15 protein-coding genes and 3 pseudogenes are annotated in these 20,111 nt (G+C 66.9%); 5 read left to right on the top strand and 13 right to left on the bottom strand.

What is annotated here, in order from left to right; all coding sequences use genetic code 11:
- Window positions 1-1,062, top strand: coding sequence for a sulfate/molybdate ABC transporter ATP-binding protein (locus tag MSG_RS16875; RefSeq protein WP_096441326.1), 1,062 nt, complete (start codon window positions 1-3; stop codon window positions 1,060-1,062).
- A 1-nt stretch (window position 1,063) separates the two neighbouring features.
- On the opposite strand, the gene MSG_RS16870 is transcribed toward MSG_RS16875, so the two are convergent.
- The 4 genes from MSG_RS16870 to MSG_RS26230 form a co-directional block, all read right to left on the bottom strand.
- Complete coding sequence (locus MSG_RS16870) at window positions 1,064-1,798, bottom strand: sirohydrochlorin chelatase (protein ID WP_408632013.1); 735 nt, start codon at window positions 1,796-1,798, stop codon at window positions 1,064-1,066.
- Window positions 1,777-2,517 carry a phosphoadenylyl-sulfate reductase gene (locus tag MSG_RS16865; protein ID WP_096441322.1) on the bottom strand — a complete coding sequence of 247 codons (741 nt, stop codon included), beginning with the start codon at window positions 2,515-2,517 and terminating at the stop codon, window positions 1,777-1,779. The genes MSG_RS16870 and MSG_RS16865 overlap by 22 nt, the downstream gene beginning before the upstream one ends.
- Window positions 2,514-4,181, bottom strand: a complete 1,668-nt coding sequence (locus tag MSG_RS16860) for a nitrite/sulfite reductase (protein ID WP_096441320.1) — start codon at window positions 4,179-4,181, stop codon at window positions 2,514-2,516. The genes MSG_RS16865 and MSG_RS16860 overlap by 4 nt, the downstream gene beginning before the upstream one ends.
- A gap of 114 nt (window positions 4,182-4,295) precedes the next feature.
- Window positions 4,296-4,352 carry an Ms4527A family Cys-rich leader peptide gene (locus MSG_RS26230; RefSeq protein WP_372506756.1) on the bottom strand — a complete coding sequence of 19 codons (57 nt, stop codon included), beginning with the start codon at window positions 4,350-4,352 and terminating at the stop codon, window positions 4,296-4,298.
- A gap of 187 nt (window positions 4,353-4,539) precedes the next feature.
- On the opposite strand from MSG_RS26230, the gene hemW reads away from it, so the two are divergent.
- Window positions 4,540-5,712 carry a radical SAM family heme chaperone HemW gene (hemW, locus tag MSG_RS16850; RefSeq protein ID WP_096441316.1) on the top strand — a complete coding sequence of 391 codons (1,173 nt, stop codon included), beginning with the start codon at window positions 4,540-4,542 and terminating at the stop codon, window positions 5,710-5,712.
- A 3-nt stretch (window positions 5,713-5,715) separates the two neighbouring features.
- Here the strand turns inward: hemW and MSG_RS16845 are convergent, their stop codons facing one another.
- The 3 genes from MSG_RS16845 to MSG_RS16835 all read right to left on the bottom strand — a co-directional run bounded on the left by MSG_RS16845 (window position 5,716) and on the right by MSG_RS16835 (window position 8,884).
- The gene (locus MSG_RS16845) at window positions 5,716-6,957 is read right to left on the bottom strand and encodes a sodium-dependent bicarbonate transport family permease (protein ID WP_096441314.1); all 1,242 of its coding nucleotides are present in this window, start codon (window positions 6,955-6,957) and stop codon (window positions 5,716-5,718) included.
- A gap of 209 nt (window positions 6,958-7,166) precedes the next feature.
- On the bottom strand, window positions 7,167-8,405 hold the full coding sequence (locus tag MSG_RS16840) for a sodium-dependent bicarbonate transport family permease (protein WP_096441312.1): 1,239 nt from the start codon (window positions 8,403-8,405) through the stop codon (window positions 7,167-7,169).
- A gap of 266 nt (window positions 8,406-8,671) precedes the next feature.
- Entirely contained in the window at window positions 8,672-8,884 is a 213-nt protein-coding gene (locus MSG_RS16835) for a hypothetical protein (protein ID WP_096441310.1), read from the bottom strand.
- Between the two features lie 499 nt (window positions 8,885-9,383).
- Here MSG_RS16835 and MSG_RS16830 point away from each other — a divergent pair, with 499 nt between their 5' ends.
- Window positions 9,384-10,697, top strand: coding sequence for a salicylate synthase (locus tag MSG_RS16830; RefSeq protein ID WP_373421146.1), 1,314 nt, complete (start codon window positions 9,384-9,386; stop codon window positions 10,695-10,697).
- 2 nt (window positions 10,698-10,699) lie between these two features.
- Here MSG_RS16830 and MSG_RS16825 read toward each other — a convergent pair whose 3' ends face one another.
- The 4 genes and pseudogenes from MSG_RS16825 to MSG_RS16810 all read right to left on the bottom strand — a co-directional run.
- Window positions 10,700-11,632, bottom strand: coding sequence for a MerR family transcriptional regulator (locus MSG_RS16825; protein ID WP_096441306.1), 933 nt, complete (start codon window positions 11,630-11,632; stop codon window positions 10,700-10,702).
- Window positions 11,633-11,639: 7 nt separating this feature from the next.
- Window positions 11,640-13,142, bottom strand: coding sequence for a flavin-containing monooxygenase (locus MSG_RS16820; RefSeq protein WP_096441304.1), 1,503 nt, complete (start codon window positions 13,140-13,142; stop codon window positions 11,640-11,642).
- The gene (locus tag MSG_RS16815) at window positions 13,139-14,059 is read right to left on the bottom strand and encodes a reductase (protein ID WP_096441302.1); all 921 of its coding nucleotides are present in this window, start codon (window positions 14,057-14,059) and stop codon (window positions 13,139-13,141) included. Before MSG_RS16815 ends, MSG_RS16820 begins: the two co-directional genes overlap by 4 nt.
- Window positions 14,060-14,084: 25 nt before the next feature.
- Window positions 14,085-14,216 (bottom strand): annotated as a pseudogene (locus MSG_RS16810) (SDR family NAD(P)-dependent oxidoreductase); the annotation flags it as partial.
- A gap of 114 nt (window positions 14,217-14,330) precedes the next feature.
- Between MSG_RS16810 and MSG_RS26225 the strand changes: the two are divergent.
- Window positions 14,331-14,414: pseudogene (locus MSG_RS26225) on the top strand (SDR family NAD(P)-dependent oxidoreductase); the annotation flags it as partial.
- Here MSG_RS26225 and MSG_RS16805 read toward each other — a convergent pair.
- Window positions 14,412-14,765, bottom strand: a pseudogene (locus tag MSG_RS16805) (acetyl hydrolase); the annotation flags it as partial. The pseudogenes MSG_RS26225 and MSG_RS16805 sit on opposite strands and share 3 nt — an antisense overlap.
- Window positions 14,766-14,866: 101 nt before the next feature.
- Window positions 14,867-16,504, bottom strand: coding sequence for a (2,3-dihydroxybenzoyl)adenylate synthase (locus tag MSG_RS16800; protein WP_096441300.1), 1,638 nt, complete (start codon window positions 16,502-16,504; stop codon window positions 14,867-14,869).
- 95 nt (window positions 16,505-16,599) lie between these two features.
- On the opposite strand from MSG_RS16800, the gene MSG_RS16795 reads away from it, so the two are divergent.
- Window positions 16,600-20,103: a non-ribosomal peptide synthetase gene (locus MSG_RS16795; RefSeq protein WP_096441298.1), complete on the top strand. Its 3,504-nt coding sequence runs from the start codon at window positions 16,600-16,602 to the stop codon at window positions 20,101-20,103.
- The last annotated feature ends 8 nt before the right edge of the window (window positions 20,104-20,111 follow it).

Below are 20,111 nucleotides of genomic sequence, written 5' to 3'. Positions count from 1 at the left end.
ATGACGGCCACCGATACCGACCACGCCATCGTCGTGCGTGACGCCAACAAGCGCTACGGCGATTTCGTCGCGCTGGACCACGTGGACTTCGTCGTGCCCACCGGTTCGCTGACGGCATTGCTGGGGCCCAGCGGCTCGGGGAAGTCAACGCTGCTGCGCACCATCGCCGGCCTCGACCACCCGGACACCGGGACGGTGACGATCGGCGGTGTGGATGTGACCCGGGTGCCGCCGCAGCGCCGCGGCATCGGATTCGTGTTCCAGCATTACGCCGCGTTCAAGCATCTGACGGTGCGCGACAACATCGCCTACGGGCTCAAGATCCGCAAGCGGCCCAAGGCCGAAATCAACGAGAAGGTCAACCAGCTGCTGGAGGTGGTGGGGCTCAGCGGCTTTCAGTCCCGCTATCCCAATCAGCTCTCGGGCGGTCAGCGTCAGCGCATGGCGCTGGCCCGGGCGCTGGCGGTCGACCCCCAGGTGTTGCTGCTCGACGAGCCGTTCGGCGCGCTGGACGCCAAGGTGCGCGAAGATCTGCGGACCTGGCTGCGGCGCCTGCACGACGAGGTGCACGTGACTACCGTGCTGGTGACGCACGACCAATCCGAGGCGCTGGATGTGGCCGACCGCATCGCCGTACTCAACAAGGGCCGCATCGAACAGGTCGGGTCACCGACCGAGGTGTACGACGCCCCGACCAACCCGTTTGTGATGTCGTTCCTTGGGGCGGTGTCGACGCTGAACGGTGCCCTGGTTCGCCCGCACGACATCCGGGTCGGCCGCAACCCGGACATGGCGGTCGCCGGCGGGGACGGCACTGCGGAATCCGTCGGCGTCGTGCGCGCCACCGTCCAGCGGGTGGTGGCGCTCGGCTTCGAGGTGCGCGTGGAGTTGACCAACGCGGCCACCGGCGGCGCGTTCACCGCCCAGATCACCCGGGGCGACGCGGAGGCCCTGGCGCTGTGCGATGGCGACACCGTGTATGTGCGGGCGACCCGTGTTCCGCCGATCGCCAACGGCGAGGCCGTCGCGGGCGAGGGTCACAGCACGCTGACCTCGGCGTGATTCAGGCGGCGAGTCGCTCCGCCGACGCCTGATCGAAACGATCCAGCACCGTCGCGGCCACCAGTTCGTGGGATCCCAACGGCCGCGCCATCGGGATGCCGGCCTGTTGCGCATAGGCGCGGACGCGGTCGGGCAGCAGCCCCGGCGCCAGGAACCAGGGCGCGATGACCGCCCGCCGCGCGCCCTGGCGGCGCAACCGGCCCAGGGCGTCGGCCAGCGAGCGTTCGGAATGGGAGGCGAACGCGGTGCTCGCGCCCGCCCAGGAGGTGCCGGACAACAGCTTTGGTGCGACCCGGCCCGTGCGCGCATTCACCGCCAAATCTGAGGTGCCGATCGCCACCACCAGCACGCCCAGGCTTTCGTCGAGCTGCGACACGCCCAGCTCCGTCACGCGCCGGCGCAGCACCGACACCAACCGGTCGTCCTCGCCGAGCACGGGCGCCTGCCAAACATGTTGCGCGACGGCACAACTCGCGATCTGGCGGGGAATGTCGACGCGAGCGTGGTAGGCGTTGGCCAGCAGCAGAGGGGTCACCACCGCTGGGCCGTCCAGGGACGTCAGCACGTCGATCAGGGTCGGTGAACTGTGGTCCAGAAACGCCAGTCGCACATCGAGACCCGGCCGCAGCCGCGACACCGCCGCGGCGACGGCCCGCGCGTTGGCCGCCGACCGCGGATCCCTGCTTCCGTGTGCGGTCAGCACGAGGGTGGCGGTCACGACGCGTGCAGCCCGCATTCGGTCTTGGACAGCCCCTGCCAGCGCCCGCTGCGCGGGTCGGCTCCCTCGACGGGCTTGGCCGTGCACGGGGCGCATCCGATTGATGGATAGCCTTCGTAGACAAGGGGATTGACCAACACATCGTGCTCGTCGATGTAGTTCTGCATTTCCTCGTCGGTCCAGGCCGCCAACGGGTTGATCTTCACCAGTTTGAACGCCTCGTCGAAGCTGACCAGCGGCGCGTTGGCCCGGGTCGGCGCCTCGACCCGGCGTATCCCGGTCACCCAGGCGGAGTAACCACGCAGCGTCTTGCCCAGCGGTAGCACCTTGCGTCGCCGGCAGCATTCGCCGGGGTCCCGCGCGAACAGGTCCTTGCCGAGCAGCTCGTCCTGCTCGGCCACGGTCTGCTCGGCGGTCAGGTTGAGCACCCGCACGTCGTAGACGGATTCGACGGCATCACGGGTGCCGATGGTTTCGACGAAGTGATAACCGGTGTCCAAGAACAGCACCGGCACGCCCGGGCGCACCTTCGACGCCAAATCCACCAGCACGGCGTCCTGCATGTTGGAGGCCACGACGTACTGGCAGGTCGCCCACCCGCGCGGTCCGTTGACGCCGCCGAAGTTCCGGTCGGTCCAGCGCAACAGCTCGTCGGCACTGGCACCCTCGAGCTCGACGGCACCGCGCGCGGCGATCTCGCGCAGTTGGTCCTCGTCCGGCTTGGTCGCCTCACTCATCGGAGGTCCCCTTCGTCGGCGCGAATCGCCCACTGAGCGAACCGTTCACCGGCGGTGCGGTGTTTGGCGAAGTTGCGGACCACCCGATCGATGTAGTCGCCCAACTCGTCGCTGGTGACCTTGTGCTGGCGCAGTTTTCGGCCGAAGCCGCTGTCGAGACCGAGGCTGCCGCCTAAGTGCACCTGGAAGCCCTCGACCGAGTTGCCGTCGCCGTCGTCGACCATCTGGCCCTTGAAACCGATGTCGGCCACCTGAATTCGCGCACACGAATTCGGGCAGCCGTTGATGTTGACCGTGATCGGTACGTCCAGCCGGGAGTTGATGTCCTCGAGTCGGCGCTCCAATTCCGGCACCAACGACTGCGCCCTGACCCGGGTCTCGGCGAACGACAACTTGCAGAACTCAATACCCGTGCACGCCATCAGGTTTCGGCGCCAGTGCGACGGCCGCGATTGCAGCCCCAGCGCCTCGAGCCCGGCGACGAAGTCGTCCAGCTTGTCGTCGGGAATGTCGAGGATGACCAGCTTCTGGTAGGGGGTGAACCGGATGCGGTCGGACCCGGCCCGCTCGGCCAGGTCGGCCACTGCGGCCAGGATGGTGCCGGACACCCGGCCCGCGATCGGCGCGACGCCGACGGCGTTGAGCCCGTTCTTGAGCCGCTGCACGCCGACGTGGTCGATCGGGTGCTTGACAGGCTCGGGCGCCGGGCCGTCGATCAGCGGACGCTTGAGGTACTCCCGTTCGAGAACTTCACGGAATTTTTCGATGCCCCAGTCCTTGATCAGGAACTTCAGCCGCGCCTTGGCCCGCAGCCGGCGGTAGCCGTAGTCGCGGAACACCGAGGTGACCGCGGCCCAGACCTCGGGGACCTCCTCGAGTGGCACCCAGGCGCCGACCCGTTGGCCCAGCATCGGGTTGGTCGACAGGCCGCCACCGACCCAAAGGTCGAGGCCGGGCCCGTGCTCGGGGTGGTTGACGCCGATGAACGCGATGTCGTTGACCTCGTGGACGACGTCCTGCAGTCCCGATATCGCGGTCTTGAACTTGCGCGGCAGGTCGGCGAAGTCGGGTTTGCCGACATAGCGCTTGACGATCTCGTCGATCGCCCACGTCGGATCCAAGACCTCGTCCAGCGATTCGCCTGCCAGTGGGGAGCCCAAGATCACCCGCGGGCAGTCGCCGCAAGCCTCCGCGGTCTGCAGGCCGACTGCGTCCAAGCGCCGCCAGATCTCGGGAACCTTCTCGACCTCGATCCAGTGGTACTGCACGTTCTCGCGGTCGGAGATGTCGGCGGTGTCGCGGGCGTACTCGATCGAGATCTCGCCGAGCGTGCGCAGGGCGGCTGCCGACAGGGCGCCGCCGTCGCAGCGCACGCGCATCATGAAGTACCGGGCCTCGAGTTTGTCCAAGTTCTCGTCGCCGGTCCAGCTGCCGTCGAAGCCCTGCTCACGCTGGGTATACAGGCCCCACCATCGCATCCGGCCCCGTAGGTCGTCTTTTTCGATGCTGTCGAAGCCCTCTTTGGCGTAGATGCTTTCGATTCGTTCCCGCACTTCGAGCGGGGGGCCGGCCTGTTTGAACGCCTCATTGGGGTTCAGCGGCTCACGATTTCCCAGCGCCCACTGACCCTCGTTGCGGGTCTTCGCGGGACGGGCTGTGGTCATTAACGCGATCTCCTTCGCAAACTCTTTGCAGGCGTGGCGGCGCAGCTCACCGACTAATTCGGTGGGCGCAGATCCGGCGCCATCCTGGACGTGTAGGTGGGCAGGTCTACGACATCAAGGCAGACAGCTACAGCTGCAGACACGCTTGAGATCGATGTGCCGTCGCGCCACCAAGGCGATACGCAGGTGCGGGCTGGCGACGGTCACGGCTCCATTGTGCCATGGATCGTGAGCGGCGACGCAACCAGGTGAAACTTCTTCTCACGATGATCTAAAATACCCTATAAACCTGGCATGTTAGACACACAAACCCCGGATTCGGTAGAGGCCGGCACCATCGACCGTGGGACTATGTGGCATGGCCGTTCGCGAGGCGCCGGTGCATCTGCCCGGCATTGAACCGAATCCTGGGCACCCGTTCGGCCTCTACGTCCACGTCCCGTTTTGCGTAACACGCTGCGGATACTGCGATTTCAACACCTACACCCCGGCCGAGCTGGGGGGTGTCAATCCGGACGCGTGGCTGCAGGCGTTGGGTACCGAGCTGGAGCTGGCGGCGGCGCGGCTGGATGGGCCCACGGTGGATACCGTCTTCCTCGGCGGGGGCACGCCGTCGCTGCTCGGCGGCGAGCGCCTGGCGACGCTGCTGAATACGGTGCGCGAGCACTTCGCGCTGGCGACTGACGCCGAGATCACCACCGAGGCGAACCCCGAATCGACCTGGCCGGAATTCTTCGACGCCATCCGGGGCGCCGGCTACACCCGGGTCTCGCTCGGCATGCAGTCGGTGGCGCCGCGGGTGCTGGCCACGCTGGATCGCGTGCATTCGCCGGGTCGGTCGGCGGCCGCGGCGCGCGAGGCGATTGCCGCGGGCTTCGAACACGTCAGCCTCGACCTCATCTATGGCACCCCGGGCGAGACCGACGACGATCTGCTGCGCTCGGTCGACGCGGCGGTGGAAAGCGGTGTCGACCACCTGTCCGCCTACGCCCTCGTGGTCGAGGAGGGCACCGCGCTGGCGCGCCGGGTCCGCCAAGGCGAACTGAGCCCTCCCGACGATGACGTGCTGGCGCACCGCTACGAACTGCTGGACGCCCGGCTGTCCGACGCGCAGCTGAGGTGGTACGAGGTGTCCAACTGGTCGCGGCCGGGCGGTGCATGCCGGCATAACCTCGGCTACTGGTCCGGTGGTCAGTGGTGGGGCGCGGGCCCGGGCGCCCACGGGTATGTCGGCAGCACGCGATGGTGGAACATCAAGCACCCCAACGCCTATGCGCAGAAGCTGGCCGAGTTCACGCTGCCGGTGGCCGACTTCGAGCAGCTCGATGTCGACACCCTGCACACCGAAGAGGTGCTGCTGAAAATCCGTCTGCGCGAAGGGCTTTCGCTGTCCTGCTTGGACAGCGCCGAGCGGGAGCGCGCCGAAACCGTCGTCTCCGATGGCTTGTTGGTGCCCGACGGCGACCGACTGGTCCTTACCCTGCGCGGGCGGTTGTTGGCCGACGCGGTGGTGCGGACCATCCTGGGGTAGTCGTCAGAAGCCCGGGTACCAATGCTCGATCAGGCGGGCGATCTCGATATACAGCGGGATTCCGATGGTGACGGTGTAGGAGAACGTCAGGCCCAGCGCTGCGGCCAATGGCAACGTCGGGCTCGCCTCCGGAATCGCCAGTCGTTGCACGGCCGGAACGGTGATGTACGACGCGGAGGCGCACAGCATCGCGAACAGCACGTAGGTGCCCGGCTCGAAGTGCGTATCGCTGAGGTTGGAATAGGCGTGAGCGAGCAGAATACCCAGCACTGCAAAGACGTTCGGAGCCAGCAGGCCGAATAGGATGAAACCGCGCCCGGCGGTCCTGAGATCCCGCAACTTGCGCGACGCCGTCATCCCCATCTCGAGCAGGAAGAGGCAGAGCACACCCTGGAACGCCGAAACAAACAAACTGTTCTGGTCGTGGACGACTTTCTGTCCCTGCAATGCGCTGATGAAGCCGACGACTATGCCGCCCACGAGGAGGACCAGCCCGGGATTGAGAAACACTTCCTGCAGCAGAGCACGGGAGAAGAACGGCATCCTCCGGGCCTTCCCAAGCGCCGGGCTTTGGTCGGGCTCCCAGTTCGGGTGCTCGAGCTTTTCCATCGAGAGTTCTAATTCCTGCTCGACACCGTGCTCGTCGGTGGCCTCGAGGCTCCGGCCGTGGCGGGGGCGGGCGGCGGTGCCGGGACCGACGCCGGCCTTGGCCGGGACGTAGCCAGGCTCGTCCGGCATGTAGCCGGCTTCGCTGAGGCCTCGGTGCCGTAGTCTTGCGACCAGGTACAGCGCCACCAGGCACCCGGGAATTTCCATGAACGCCAACAGGACTGGCATGTAGGCGTTGAAGGCGATGTGCACACCGACCAGAAATGCCACGCAGGTGGCGTAGGTTCCCGCCGAATCGGAGCCGTAATAACCCGCGACGGTCGCTCTATCAACCTGACGCATCTTGGTCATGTACTTCAACAGGAAGTACGCGCCGATGCCGATGACGAAATTCAGGACAAAGCCCAGGAGGGTGAAGCCGGCGATGTTGTCGATGTCCTCGGGCTTGATCTTGGCCAGCTCTTCGCCGCCCTGCCAACCGATGGCGATCAACAGGTACATGGTCAGGCCCTGATAGATCACATAGGGAAACTCGAACCGCACCTTCAAGATCGGGATCAGGAATCCGAAGTAGAAGAACAGCAATAGCGGCTTGAATAGATTGTGCGTGAAGTTGTCCCAGAACTCGTGAAGCATTAGCGCCTCCCGCTGATCCGTGCGTTCATGGTTGTTGGAGGGAGCAACAACCCACGTTGGCGTCAGCCAACAACCCTAGAGGTTCGAGAACGGCGCGTATCCAGGTCAATTCGCCTTTACAAACTATTAACACCCTGCGTAAGGCACTTCCGCCGTCCGGGCCTCGCTAATCAGTGGTTTGCTGGGGTGTTCAGCCGCCCCGGTCGCCTCTAGGTGAACCAGTGTCCGATCAGGCGGTTGATCTCGATGTAGAGCGGGATTCCGATGGTCACGTTGTAAGAGAACGTCAAACCGAGTGATGCGGCCAGTGGCAGGGTGGGGCTGGCTTCGGGGATCGCCAGCCGCTGGACCGCCGGTACCGCGATGTAGGACGCCGCGCCACAGAGCACCGCGAACAGCACGTAGGTTCCGGGCTTGAAATCGGTCTGCGTGAGGGTGGCGTAGAGGTGAGCGACGATGATCCCTAGCGGCGCAAAGAGATTCGGTGCCAGCAGGCCGAAGACGATGAAACCTGGGCCCGCTGCTCGCAGGTCTTTCAGCTTTCGCGATGCCGTCATACCCATTTCCAGAAGGAACAGGCACAGCACGCCCTGGAACGCCATGACGAAGAACTTGTCGTCATCCGCAACGACCTTTTGTCCCTGTAGCCCGCTGATGAGGCCGATGACGATGCCACCGATCAGCAGGACCAGCCCCGGGTTGAGGAACACCTCTTGGAGAAGCTCGCGGGAGAAAATGCTCATCCGCTTGGGCTTACCCCGAGCCGGCGTGTGGTCGGGCTCCCAGTTCGGATGCTCGAGCTTCTCCATCGAGAGTTCTAGCTCCTGCTCGACGCCGCGTGCTTCCTGATCGTCGAGGCTCTGTCCCTGTGAGGGCCGGGCGGCGGTGCCGGGACCGACCCCGACCTTGACCGGCGGGACGTATCCGGGCTCGTCGGGCATGTACCCCGCCTCGTTCAGACCCCGGTGCCGCAGTCGGGCCACCAGGTACAGCGCCACCAGGCAGCCTGGAATCTCCATTACCGCGAGCATCACCGGCATGTAGGCGTTGAAGGCGATGTTCACGCCCGCCAGAAACGCAACGCAGGTGGCGAAGGTTCCCGCCGAGTCCGACCCGTAATAGCCGCCGACAGTTGCCTTGTCGATTCGCCGCATCGAACTCATAAACGACAACAGCAGATAGGCCAACCCGCCGATCAAGAAATTCAGCACGAAGCCCAGGACCACGAAGCCGGCAATATTGTCTATCTCGTCGGGTCTGACCTTGGCGAGTTCCTCGCCGCCGTGCCAGCCGATAGCCAGCAGCAGGTACATGGTCAGGCCCTGATAGATCACATAGGGAAACTCAAACCGCACCCGGAAGATCGGAATAAGGAATCCGAAGTAGAAGAACAGCAACAACGGCTTGAACAGGTTGTGCGTGAAGTTGTGCCAGAACTCCTGCAGCATTGTCGCCTCCGGTTTGGATTCCTGCGGTCGTCCTGGGAAGCACTGTCTGCAAGCGGGCAACCACGAACCGTCCCGACGACCGAGCAAAATTTAGCCCCGCCGGTGCTGGACCGCCACTCAGTAAAAACGCGAAAAAGCCAGGCCGACAGCAGGCTCACAGGAATGACTGGGCGCCGAAAAAGCACAGCTCACAGGAGCTCGAACGGCCCGATCAGAGCCCGGTAAGCGGGAGTGCGGTGTGAGTGTCCTGTGGGTTTACTGTGGAATTAGGGCCCGGACGAAATTAGCGAGGGCCGCACCTCGGTGCCCCTCTTTCGATGCGTCACAGACGCCCATGCCGACGGCGAATAATGCGTAGTTATTTCCTCGAACCCGTCGACTCGGGAAACGGAAAGAACGCCGGTCTCTTGGTTGATTTCCAGTTCATCACCATCGGATCCCTGAACTTCTTCACCGTTCGCGAGTCGGATTACGAACATGGTGTTCCTCTCGAACCCTAGGGTTGTTGATGGGCGGCCAAGTGTTAGCTGGGCAGTTCACACGGGACGCATTAACGTTCTGTTAAGAGTTTCTTTCATGGCGTGTCGGAGCCCCCGAGCCCGTTCGGGCGCTGCGCCTGCCAACCCCCGTGCGAGCCCACCAGCAACGCCGACGGGTTCGGAATGACCGGAGGGCTCAGGTTACGGTAACCGGTCCGCGCGGCGGCCGAAAGCGGACGAGCGGGGAACGTTTCCGGTATTCCTGGCGGCCGGGCGCGCGATTGGCGCCTGCCCGGCGCGGATGACGTCGGCTGCGCCGGTGCGGTCGCGTCGGTGAGGTTTCGCGTCCGGCCGATATTTTGTGCCGCGGCCATGTCCGGCGGGCGAGGTGGGCGCGAGAGTTTGGCGACATCGACGGGGGCGGGGGCGCGTACTTTCATAGGTTAGGCTACATTTACTAACCGTGACTGACGTCAGCGTCGAGACAACCTCCCCCGGCATGGTGTCTCCGCCGATTCCCCTCCCCGCACATATCGATCCGGCCGATCTGGCGGCCGAACTCGCCGCTGCGCTGCCCGAGCGAGACGGCGACGAATATCTGCTCTACGAGCATGGCGGTCAATGGGTGTTGGCCAGCGGAGTGCAAGCCGTGGTGGAGCTGGACAGCGAAGAATTGCGGGTCATCAGCGACGGCATGGTCCAGTGCCGACCGTGGACCGGGCGACCCGGGCCGGTGCTCGGCGAGGCCGTCGACCGGTTGTTGCTGGAAACCGAGCAGGTCTTCGGCTGGATCGCCTTCGAGTTCGGCGTGTACCGCTACGGGTTGCAGCCCCGGTTGGCGCCGGCGACCCCCCTGGCCCGGGTGTTCTCGCCCCGCGCCCGCATTGTGGTGACGCACGAGGACGTGTCGTTCTTCGGCGACGCCGCCGGCCACCGCGAGGCCGTGCTCGGATTGCTACGTCGAGGCCTGCCCGCCGTGCCCGACGCCTGCGGAATCGAGGTCAGCACCGACGCGTCCGGCTATCGCGAGCGCGTGGCGACGGCGGTATCCGAGATCGCCGCCGGCAGCTATCACAAGGTGATCTTGTCCCGCAGCCTGGAAGTGCCTTTCGCACTGGATTTCCCTGCGACCTACCGCCGGGGCCGTCGGCACAACACGCCGGTGCGGTCGTTTCTGCTGCGGCTGGGCGGAATCCGCGCGATGGGTTACAGCCCCGAGCTCGTTACCGCGGTCCGCGACGGCGAAGTGGTGACTGAGCCACTGGCCGGCACCCGCGCCTTCGGCCGCGGCGCGACCCATGACCGAGAGGCCCGCGACGACCTGGAATCGAATTCCAAAGAGATTGTCGAGCATGCTATTTCGGTGCGAAGTTCGCTGCAGGAAATCAGCGAGGTCGCCGAGCCGGGCACCGCGGTCGTCACCGATTTCATGACAGTGCGAGAGCGCGGCAGCGTGCAGCACCTCGGCTCCACGATCAGCGCGCGACTGAATTCGTCGAGCGACCGGATGGATGCGCTGGAGGCGCTCTTTCCGGCGGTCACCGCGTCGGGTATCCCCAAAACCGCCGGTGTCGAGGCCATCCTGCGGCTTGACGAGGGACCCCGTGGGCTGTATTCCGGTGCGGTGGTGCTGATTTCGTCGGACGGCGGGCTTGATGCCGCACTGACCCTGCGCGCCGCCTACGAATCCGGCGGCAAGACCTGGCTGCGGGCCGGTGCCGGCATCATCGAGGAGTCAGATCCGGAGCGCGAGTTCGAGGAGACTTGCGAGAAGCTGTCCACGCTCGCGCCGTATCTGGTTGCGTGCCAGTAGTTTCAGTTCGCCTTTCGGCGGCGGGCGGCGAGCTCGTCGGGGACGGCATCGGGCGACTGTTCTAGGTAGTCGGCGAGGATCCGGGCGGCCAACGACTCGATGTTCGATTCGATCGAGGACGCGAGTGTTGCCGTGACGGTCGATACCGCCTGAGTGCGGAACCGGACCAGCATGGTGATCAGCTCCGCGACCTCGGCGTCCGCGGGCAGGGCCTGGCCGGGCTTGATCGTGTCGACGACGTGTTCGGCGCCGGCGCGCACCAGCAGGTCGCTGATCTTGTCGATCTCGGGCACGATCTGCTCATGCAGGTCGACGAGCTTCCCCAATTCGACTCCGTAACCGCGGATCTCGTTGAACGCCTCGATCAGCTTGGGCCGGACGACGGTGGCCCGCTCGCCGTCCACCCGGATGACCTGCAGCCCGACCAGCCGCTCGAACGCGGCCGCGTCGTCGACAAGGCGTTGGGCGTCGGCGAGCGCCATGACTTCCGGTTTCTCGGTGGTCCAGCTGCCGACGATGGCCGTCTCCAGGCCCAGTACGTCGCCTAGGTTCTTGCCCTCTTCCCACGCGCTGAGCATCTCCCGCACGTGCGCGATGTTGTAGCCCCGATCGAGCATCGAGGTGATCAGCCGCAGCCGGGTCAGGTGGGTGTCGTTGAACAGGGCGATGCGGCCGACCCGCAGTGGCGGGGGCAGCAGTCCTCGGTCGCGGTACACCCGGATGTTGCGGGTGGTGGTGCCGGCCAGGCGGGCGAGGTCGTCGATTCGGTACTCGCCGGATGCCGCGACCCCTTGCGGCTGGCGCGCGGCCGCGTCGAAAAGCTGAGACACCGCGGTCTCGATGAAGTCCCGCGATTGGCGGCGAACGCGTTTGGGCGCCCGCCGCAGGTTGTACAGGACGCTGGCGATAGTGCCGGGCTCGGGTTTCTGTGCCATCGCCGCCTCAGGCGCTGGAGGTGACGCGCGCCGTGGCCCGCCGCGTCACCGCCTGGTAGTCCGCGTAGCGGAAATCGCTCATCTGGCGAAGATACTGTGTCGCGAAGCCCGGGTACATCGAGCCGTTGAACCCGTCCTTGGTGAGATACCAACTACGGCAGCCCGACATCCAGGTCGTCTTGGTGAGCCGGCGCTGGATGTCCTCGTTGTGGCGCAGCTGGACGTCCGCGCGCACGTCGAGATAGCGCAGATCCTCGTCGAGGATGGTGCGGATACCGCGCACCGCGTAGCCGAGTTGCCCCTCGATGTAGACGAGCAGCGAATTGTGGCCAGGCCCGGAGTTGGGGCCCGTCATGAGGAACAGGTTGGGATAGCCGTGCGCGTTGATGCTCTTGTAAGCCTGCGCGCCGCCGGCCCATTCGTCGGCCAGCGAGCGGCCACCGAGACCGGTGACGGTGAACGGCGGGCCGGTGAGGTGGACGTCGTAGCCGGTGGCGAACACGATGCAGTCCAGGTGGTGTTCGATGCCGTCGCTGGTGCGGATGCCCGCCGGGCTCAGCGTCGCGACGGGCCAGTAGATCAGCTTGCAGTTGTCGCGCTGCAGCGCGGGGTAGTAGTCGCTGGAGACCAGCATGCGCTTGCATCCGGGGGCGAAGTCCGGGGTCAGCTGGCGGCGCAGCCACGGGTCTTTGACCGTGGCACGCAGATGCGCCCGGCCGAGCCGCGCCACCAGGGAGGTCAGCGGGGTATCCCACACCAGGGCTGTGGCGCTGGCTTCGTGGCCCCAGAACAGCGCCTGGCGGGCAAGGTGTTGGATCGTTGGAACTTTGGCGAGCACGGCCTGTAGCGCCGGCGGCGTCGCCATGTCCAGACGCGGCAGTACCCAGCCGGGCGTGCGCTGGAAGACCTTGACGAACCCGGCCTGCTTGACCAGTTCGGGAACGATCTGGATGGCGCTGGCGCCGGTACCGATGACGGCGACCCGCTTGTCGGTGAAGTCGTAGTCGTGGTCCCATCGGGCGCTGTGGATCTTGTGGCCCCGGAAGGTGTCCAGGCCGCGAATGTCGGGGACGCTGATGTCCGACAGCGGACCCGACGCCAGCACGACGGTGCGGGCCCGAAAGCGTTTGCGGTTTTTGGTCTTAGCGGTCCATAGTCCTTCGTCTTCGTCGAAGGCCAGGGCGTTCACTTCGTGCTTGAACCGGATGTGCCGGCGGATGCCGAACCTGGTCGCCATGTCTTCGAGGTGGCGGTAGATCTCCGGGGCGGGCGCGTACGTCCGCGACCACGTCGGGTTCTTCACGAACGAGTACGAGTACAGCAGCGACGGCACGTCGCAACTCGCGCCCGGATAGGTGGTGTCGCGCCAGGTCCCGCCGACCCGGTCGGCGCGCTCCAAGATGACGATGTCGGTGATCCCGGCCTCGGCCAACCGAATCGCGGCACCCAGCCCGGTGAAACCGGCTCCGACGATCAGCGTCGCGTAGGTGTGGTCGTTGCTCATGTTCACGCTGCGGGGTCGTGGGTGAGTTCCTTCGACCAGCTCGGCGCGGGTCTCAGCAGCGGCTTGGGGTAGAAGTCGGACAGCCACACCATGGAATTGGCCAGCAGCTGGTAAGGGTGTTTAGGATTAACCACCCACCTGCCGTGCCGCTTGAGCAACTGGTAGGTGGGCACCCGGCGGGTACGTTCGCCCCGGTCGCCGAGCTGCTTGAATCGGTTGACCGCGTTGAACAATCGCTCGGCATCCATGCCCATGCCCGCCATCTCGTTGCGGACCCGATTGAGCAGGGGCACATACATCAGCATGCCGATGATCAGGCCGGGCGAGGCGAAGCGTCCGACGAACTCGATGGCCAGCCGGCGTGCGCTGGCGCTGCCGATCATCTCCAGCACCTCGAAATCGACCGTGATATGCCGCGATTCGTCATTGTTGATCTTCTCGAACACCTGATGGCAGACGGGATCTTCCACCGATTCCAGCAGGAATTTCAGCAGGGCGCCGTCGAGCGCGACCTCGAGCATCGGGATCACGGTGCCTAGCACCGACAGCGGCATGTCGTCGGCAAACGTATCCAGCCACTCTATCGCCAGCCGGATGTTGACGTTGGGTTTGGGAATCACGCCGTCGTCGAGCATGCCCCAGCGCTTCATCAGTGCCAACTCGGCGTTGGCGTGACGCTGTTCCTCGGCGTGGAAATACCGGTAGATTTCGGCGATCGTCGGGGTCGGCGCCTTTTTGGCCAGCGCTGCGAAACCCCGGGCACCGATGTTCTCGATCCAGCACAGATCGGCCATGAAAGCCTGCAGCTTGGGCCGGAACTCGGGCTTGATGGTCTCGGCGCCCGGCGCGTCCCAGTCGATGTCGGCGAGCGCCCACTGGCGGTCCTTGATCTTGGCGAGCATGGCTTCCATGTCGATGGCCATCAGCGGCTCCTTCCCCTCGGAGTTATCAGTGGATGTTTGCGCGGGATAGCAAGCCAGCCGCGCGGGTGTAGGTTTGCGGGGCAATGCGTTTGATGTTCCAGCCGATCCTGGCGTCGAGCTGTGGCATGCAGTAGAGCTCGCCGCGGTCGTGGGCGTTGTAGGCGGCCGCGTGGGCACGTGCCGAGGACGCGGGCTGACCATGATCGGTGCACTGGACAGCCTGCGCGGCAGGCCGAAAACCAGCCGTGGCGCGGCCGCGGTGGTGACCGGCGCGGCACCCACGCTGGTCATCAACAACGTCGGCGTCGGAGCCGGCGGTGCGGCTATCGGCGATGTGCCGCTGGACGATTGGGCGGTGCGTTCTCGGCGAACACCCGGCATAGCCGCTGCCATGCACGTAATAGATTTCGCCCGAACTCGTTTCGAGATAGGGAGTTGCGCCCGTAGGCGTGCGTGGGCCGCACACCCACTCACCCTCGAGGCGTCGCCCGTCCGGCAGCCTGGTGTCGACCTGTTCGACACGGGTGCCCGCCAGCGACGGCCCGAACGTGTCCATGATTCGGGCGACGAGCTGGCGCGACAGCCACAGCCCCCACGCCCGTTCGGGCGGGATCAGGCCGGTGATCGGCCGCAGCGTATAGGCACTTACCGCTGTCGCGCCGCGGGATCGCAATGACCCCCGAGCCAGGACGACGATGTCCGCCATGCCATGCAGTCAATCGCAAATGGTGACATTCGTCAATGGCATTGTTTCTGCTGGAGAGCTCCCCGGCGGGGGAGTCAAAGACGACGGGCAAATCCATCGAGTCACATTCCGATCTGGCGGATGATGGCCTTCTTGTCGATCTTCCCGATCGGCGTGGTGGGCAACGCCGGCAGTGCGACCAGCATGTCCGGCCGGGCATGCGCGGCCACCCCTCGCTCGTCGAGGTAGGTGTTCAGCTCGGCCAGCTCGATCGCATCGCCGGTGAAAACGACCGCAGCACAGATCTTTTCGCCGAGGTACGCATCTGGCAGCGCGACGACGGCCGCCGAGAAGATCGCCGGGTGGGTCAGCATTCGCTCCTCGAGGTCCTGGGCGGCGATGGTTTCGCCGGCGCGGGTGATGACGTCCTTGATCCGGCCCGTCACCACCAGGTTGCCGTCGCCGCGGCGGCGGACCAGGTCGCCGCTGCGGTAGAACCCGTCCGGATCGAAACTGCGTTCGTTGTCCCGCTCGGCGCGGAAGTAGCCGTTGAGCGTGTACGGGCCGCGCACCAGCAGTTCGCCCTCGTCGCCGGGCGCCACCGGCTCGCCCGCACCGTCGACGATGCGCAGCTCGTCGGCCCCGCACAGCGGCCGGCCCTGGGTGTCGTCCACCACGTCAGCCGGGTCGTCCAGTCGTGTGTAGTTCAGCAGCCCCTCGGCCATCCCGAACACCTGCTGCAGACTGGGGGTCAGCGTTTCGCGTACCCGCCGCGCGTCGTCCGGCTCCAGCTTGGCCCCGCCAACCTGCAACAGCCGCAGCGTTTTCGGCGTCACCGGCTCCCAGTCGCAGGCTTGGGCCCACAGCTTGGCCAGCGCTGGCACCAGGGCGGTCACCGTGACGCCGTGGCGCGCGATCGCGTCGAACGCGGCCTCGGGGCTGGGATCGGTGCCGAACACCGTGGTGGCGCCGACGCTGATGGCGCCGAGCAGACCGGGGCAGGCCAGCGGGAAATTGTGGCCCGCCGAGAGCACCACCAGATAGATGTCGTCGTTGCCCAGGCGGCAGAGTTCGGCGCTCGCGGTCGCGTTGAACACGTAGTCGTCGTGCGTGCGCGGGATGAGTTTGGGCAGACCGGTGGTGCCGCCCGAAACCAGCAGCAGAGCAGGCGATCCGGGGTCGGGCGGAGCGATCGCTTCGGCGGCTGCCGCCGAGTCACGCAGCCGCCGCCACGAGACGAACTCCGCGGGGTCGCCGTCGACGATGACGTGCCTCAGTCCGGGGTGGTCGGCGATCAGGCCACGCGCCATCGCCCGATAGTCGAAACCGTTTGCGGTATCGGCGATCAGCAGGCCCACGGCGTCGCCGACCCTGGCGAAATGCGCCAGCTCCGCGGCGCGGTGGCCGGGCAGGCACAGCACCGGTATCGCCCCCGCCCGCAGCAGGCCGAACAGCGCCACCGCAAACTGTGTGCCGTTCGGCAGCTGCAGCAGCACCCGCTCGCCCGGGGCGATGCCCAGGCCGCGCAACCCCGCGGCCGCGCGGTTTGCCGCCGCGTCCAGACCGGCGAAGGTCAGGCCGGTGCCCCGGTCCGCCCCGGCGTCGCACACCGCGATCTTGTCCGGCCACCGCCGCGCCGCGTCGGCCAGCAGGGAGTCCAGGCGGCGCCCCGTCCAGTACCCCGCGGCCCGGTAGGCGGCGGCCCTGTCGGCGGGGAACGGCACGAAGCCCTTCAGAGGCGGTGCTGTGTTCGGGATCACCTGGGTTCCTTAGGGGGGGGCTTGGTAGCTGTGCCGGGACAGAGGATAGGCTAACTTGCGAAAATTAGGGCAGCCTGTGCTAATTCAGGAGGATCGTGGTGCGTTCCCCGGCGTACTCGGAGGACATCCGTGCGGAAGTGGCGGAGCTCCTCGGCGTCGGCGTCGACGCGGTGCACCCCGGTGACAATCTGATCGGCCAGGGCCTGGACTCGATCCGGATGATGTCGCTGGCCGGCCGGTGGCGCAGGCAGGGCATCGACGTCGATTTCGCCGCGCTGTCCGCCAGTCCGACCATCGAGGCCTGGTCCGAGCTGGTGGCGGCGCGCTCGCGGGGCGTTGAGCCGCCGGCCGGCGAGACGGCCCGGGATGCCGAAGCCGCCGACGAGCCCTTTCCGCTGGCTCCCATGCAGCACGCGATGTGGGTGGGCCGCGCCGCTAATCAGCAGTTCGGCGGGGTGGCCGGGCACCTGTATGTCGAGTTCGACGGGGGTGCCACCGACCCCGAGCGGCTGCGGGTGGCGGCGACCCGCCTGGCGCTGCGGCACCCCATGCTGCGGGTGCGATTCTCGCCCGACGGCACGCAGCACATCGCCCCGGCTGGCGGATGCGGCGATTTCCCGGTCGCGGTGGCGGATCTGCGCGACCTGGATGCGGACGACGTCGATCGGCGGCTCGCTGCGATCCGCGATGCCAAGTCGCACCAGGAGCTCGACGGCGCGGTATTCGAACTCGCGCTGACCCTGCTGCCCGGCAAGTGTTCGCGCCTGCACGTCGACCTCGACATGCAGGCCGCCGACGCGATGAGCTACCGCACCCTGATGTCGGACCTGGCCGCCCTGTACCTCGGCCGCGACCTGCCCGAGCTCGGGTTCAGCTACCGCGAATACCGCCAGGCCATGACCCGCGCGGAGGAGCAGCCGCAGCCGGTCCGCGGCGCCGACCGCGACTGGTGGGCGCGGCGCATCCCGCAGCTGCCCGACCCGCCGATGCTGCCCACCGCTGGTAGCCGGGACTCGCGCCGCAGCACCCGCCGCTGGCACTGGCTGGACCCGGCGACGCGCGACGCGCTGTTCGAGCGCGCCCGCGGGCGGGGCATCACCCCGGCGATGGCGCTGGCCGCGACGTTCGCCAACGCCGTGGCACGCTGGTCGACGTCGCGGTTCTTGCTCAATGTCCCGCTGTTCGGCCGCCAGGGGATACACCCCGACGTCGAGAACCTGGTCGGCGACTTCACCTCCTCGCTGCTGCTCGACGTCGACCTGACCGACGCGGCCACCGCGGCGCAACGGGCGCTTGCCGTGCAGGAGTCGATGCGTACGGCGGCAGCGCACTCCGCGTACTCGGGGCTGTCCGTGCTGCGCGACCTCAGCCGCCATCGCGGCACCCAGGTGCTGGCGCCGGTGGTCTTCACCAGCGCGCTGGGGCTCGGGGAGCTGTTCAGCACCGACGTCACCGAACAATTCGGCTCACCCGTGTGGATCATTTCGCAGGGCCCCCAGGTGTTGTTGGACGCGCAGGTGACCGAGTTCGACGGCGGGGTCCTGGTGAACTGGGATGTGCGCGACGGCGTCTTCGCGCCAGGCGTCATCGACGCGATGTTCGCCCATCAGATCGACGAGTTGCGCCGATTGGCCTCCGGCGACGACGGGTGGGACGCGCCGGATCCCCCGGCGTTGCCGGCCGCCCAGCGGGCGGTGCGCGACACGGTCAACGGCCGCACCGCGCCACCCAGCGGAGAAGCCTTGCACGACGGCTTCTTTCGTCAGGCTGAACGGCGGCCCGAGGCGCCGGCGGTGTTCGCCAGTTCCGGCGACCTCAGTTATGCACAGCTGCGCGCCCAGGTGTTGGCGGTCGTCGCGGCGGTCCGGGCGGCCGGCGTCGGGGCCGGCGACACCGTCGCCGTCGTGGGCCCGAAGACGGCCGAGCAGGTGCCCGCCGTGTTGGGCATCCTGGCCGCCGGCGCGGCCTATCTGCCGATCGGCGCCGATCAGCCATGCGATCGCGCGCACCGCATCCTCGAAACCGGCGGGGTGCGCCTGGCGCTGGTGTGTGGCGGGGAGCGGCTGTCGCTGCCGGTGCCCGCGCTCATGCTGGCCGACGTGCTGGCCGACGCGGCGTTTAGTTCTGAAATCGATTGCGCACGAGTCGATCCGGCCGATCTCGCCTACGTGTTGTTCACCTCGGGGTCCACGGGTGAGCCCAAGGGCGTCGAGGTCACCCACGACGCCGCGATGAACACCGTCGAATTCATCGGCCGACACTTCGACATCGGGCCGGGGGACCGTTGCCTGGCCCTGTCCACACTGGAGGGCGACATCTCGGTGATGGACCTGTTCGTCACCTTGCGCACCGGCGGGTCGATCGTGGTGGTCGACGAGGACCAGCGCCGCGACCCCGACGCGTGGGCCCAGCTCATCGAGGCGCACGGCGTTACGGTGCTGCACTTCATGCCGGGTTGGCTGGAGATGCTGATCGAAGTCGCCCGCGGCCGGCTGTCCTCGGTGCGGGTGATACCCACCGGCGGCGACTGGGTGCGGCCCGAGCTGGTACGCCGGCTGCGCGCCGAGGCGCCCGGCTTGCGCTTCGCCGGGCTAGGCGGCGCGACCGAAACCCCAACGCACAACACTATTTTCGAGGTCACCGACGCGATACCCGACGACTGGGCCGCCCTGCCGTTCGGGGTTCCGCTGCCCAACAACGTCTGCCGCGTCGTCAGCGGCACCGGCGACGACTGCCCCGACTGGGTCACCGGCGAGTTCTGGGTGTCCGGCCGTGGCATCGCGCGCGGCTACCGCGGACGTCCCGACCTGACCGCGGAGCGGTTCGTCGAGCACGACGGGCGGCGGTGGTACCGCACCGGCGATCTGGTCCGCTACTGGCCGGACGGCACCCTGGAATTCGTCGGCCGCGCCGATCACCGCGTCAAGATCAGCGGTTACCGCATCGAGCTCGGCGAGATCGAGGCCGCGCTGAGGCGGATACCCGGCGTCCAAATAGCCGTCGCCGCCGCGCTTCCCGGAGGGGCCGAGGTGCTGGCCGCGGCAGTGCGCGCAGACTCGGCGAACGGTGCGACGCCCGAGCTCATCCGCGCAACCCTGGCCGATCTGGTTCCCGCGCATATGATTCCGCGCCACATCGTGCCGGTGGACACCATCCCGTTCACCGACGCCGGCAAGATCGACCGGCGTGCCGTCGCGGCGCTGCTCGGCGCCGCGGTCTCGACCTCCGACACGGACGGGCCCGGCTACCGCGCGCCGTCGACGGCGCTGGAATCGGCTCTGTCCGCGATTGTCGCGGACCTGCTCGGTCTTGAACGGGTCGGCATCGACGACGACTTCTTCGCGCTCGGCGGGGATTCGGTTTCGGCCACCCAGGCTGTCGCGCGCATCCGCTCCTGGCTGGACACCCCCGACGTCATGGTCGCCGATATCTTCGCCAACCGCACCGTCTCGTCGCTCGCCGGGTTGCTCGCCCGCGCCGAGCGTTACCCCGGCCGGCTCGAGCAGGTCGCACAGTTGTATCTGGAGGTCATCGGCATGGACGCCGACTCCGTTCTGGCGGCCTCTGGACAACCCGCGAAATGTGAAACGGCGCAATGAGATTCCAA

It is taken from the genome of Mycobacterium shigaense, from assembly GCF_002356315.1.
GTDB classification, from domain to species: Bacteria; Actinomycetota; Actinomycetes; order Mycobacteriales; family Mycobacteriaceae; genus Mycobacterium; species Mycobacterium shigaense.
Note: the sequence above shows the minus strand (reverse complement) of the source record. Positions and strands in the feature narration are given on the sequence as shown.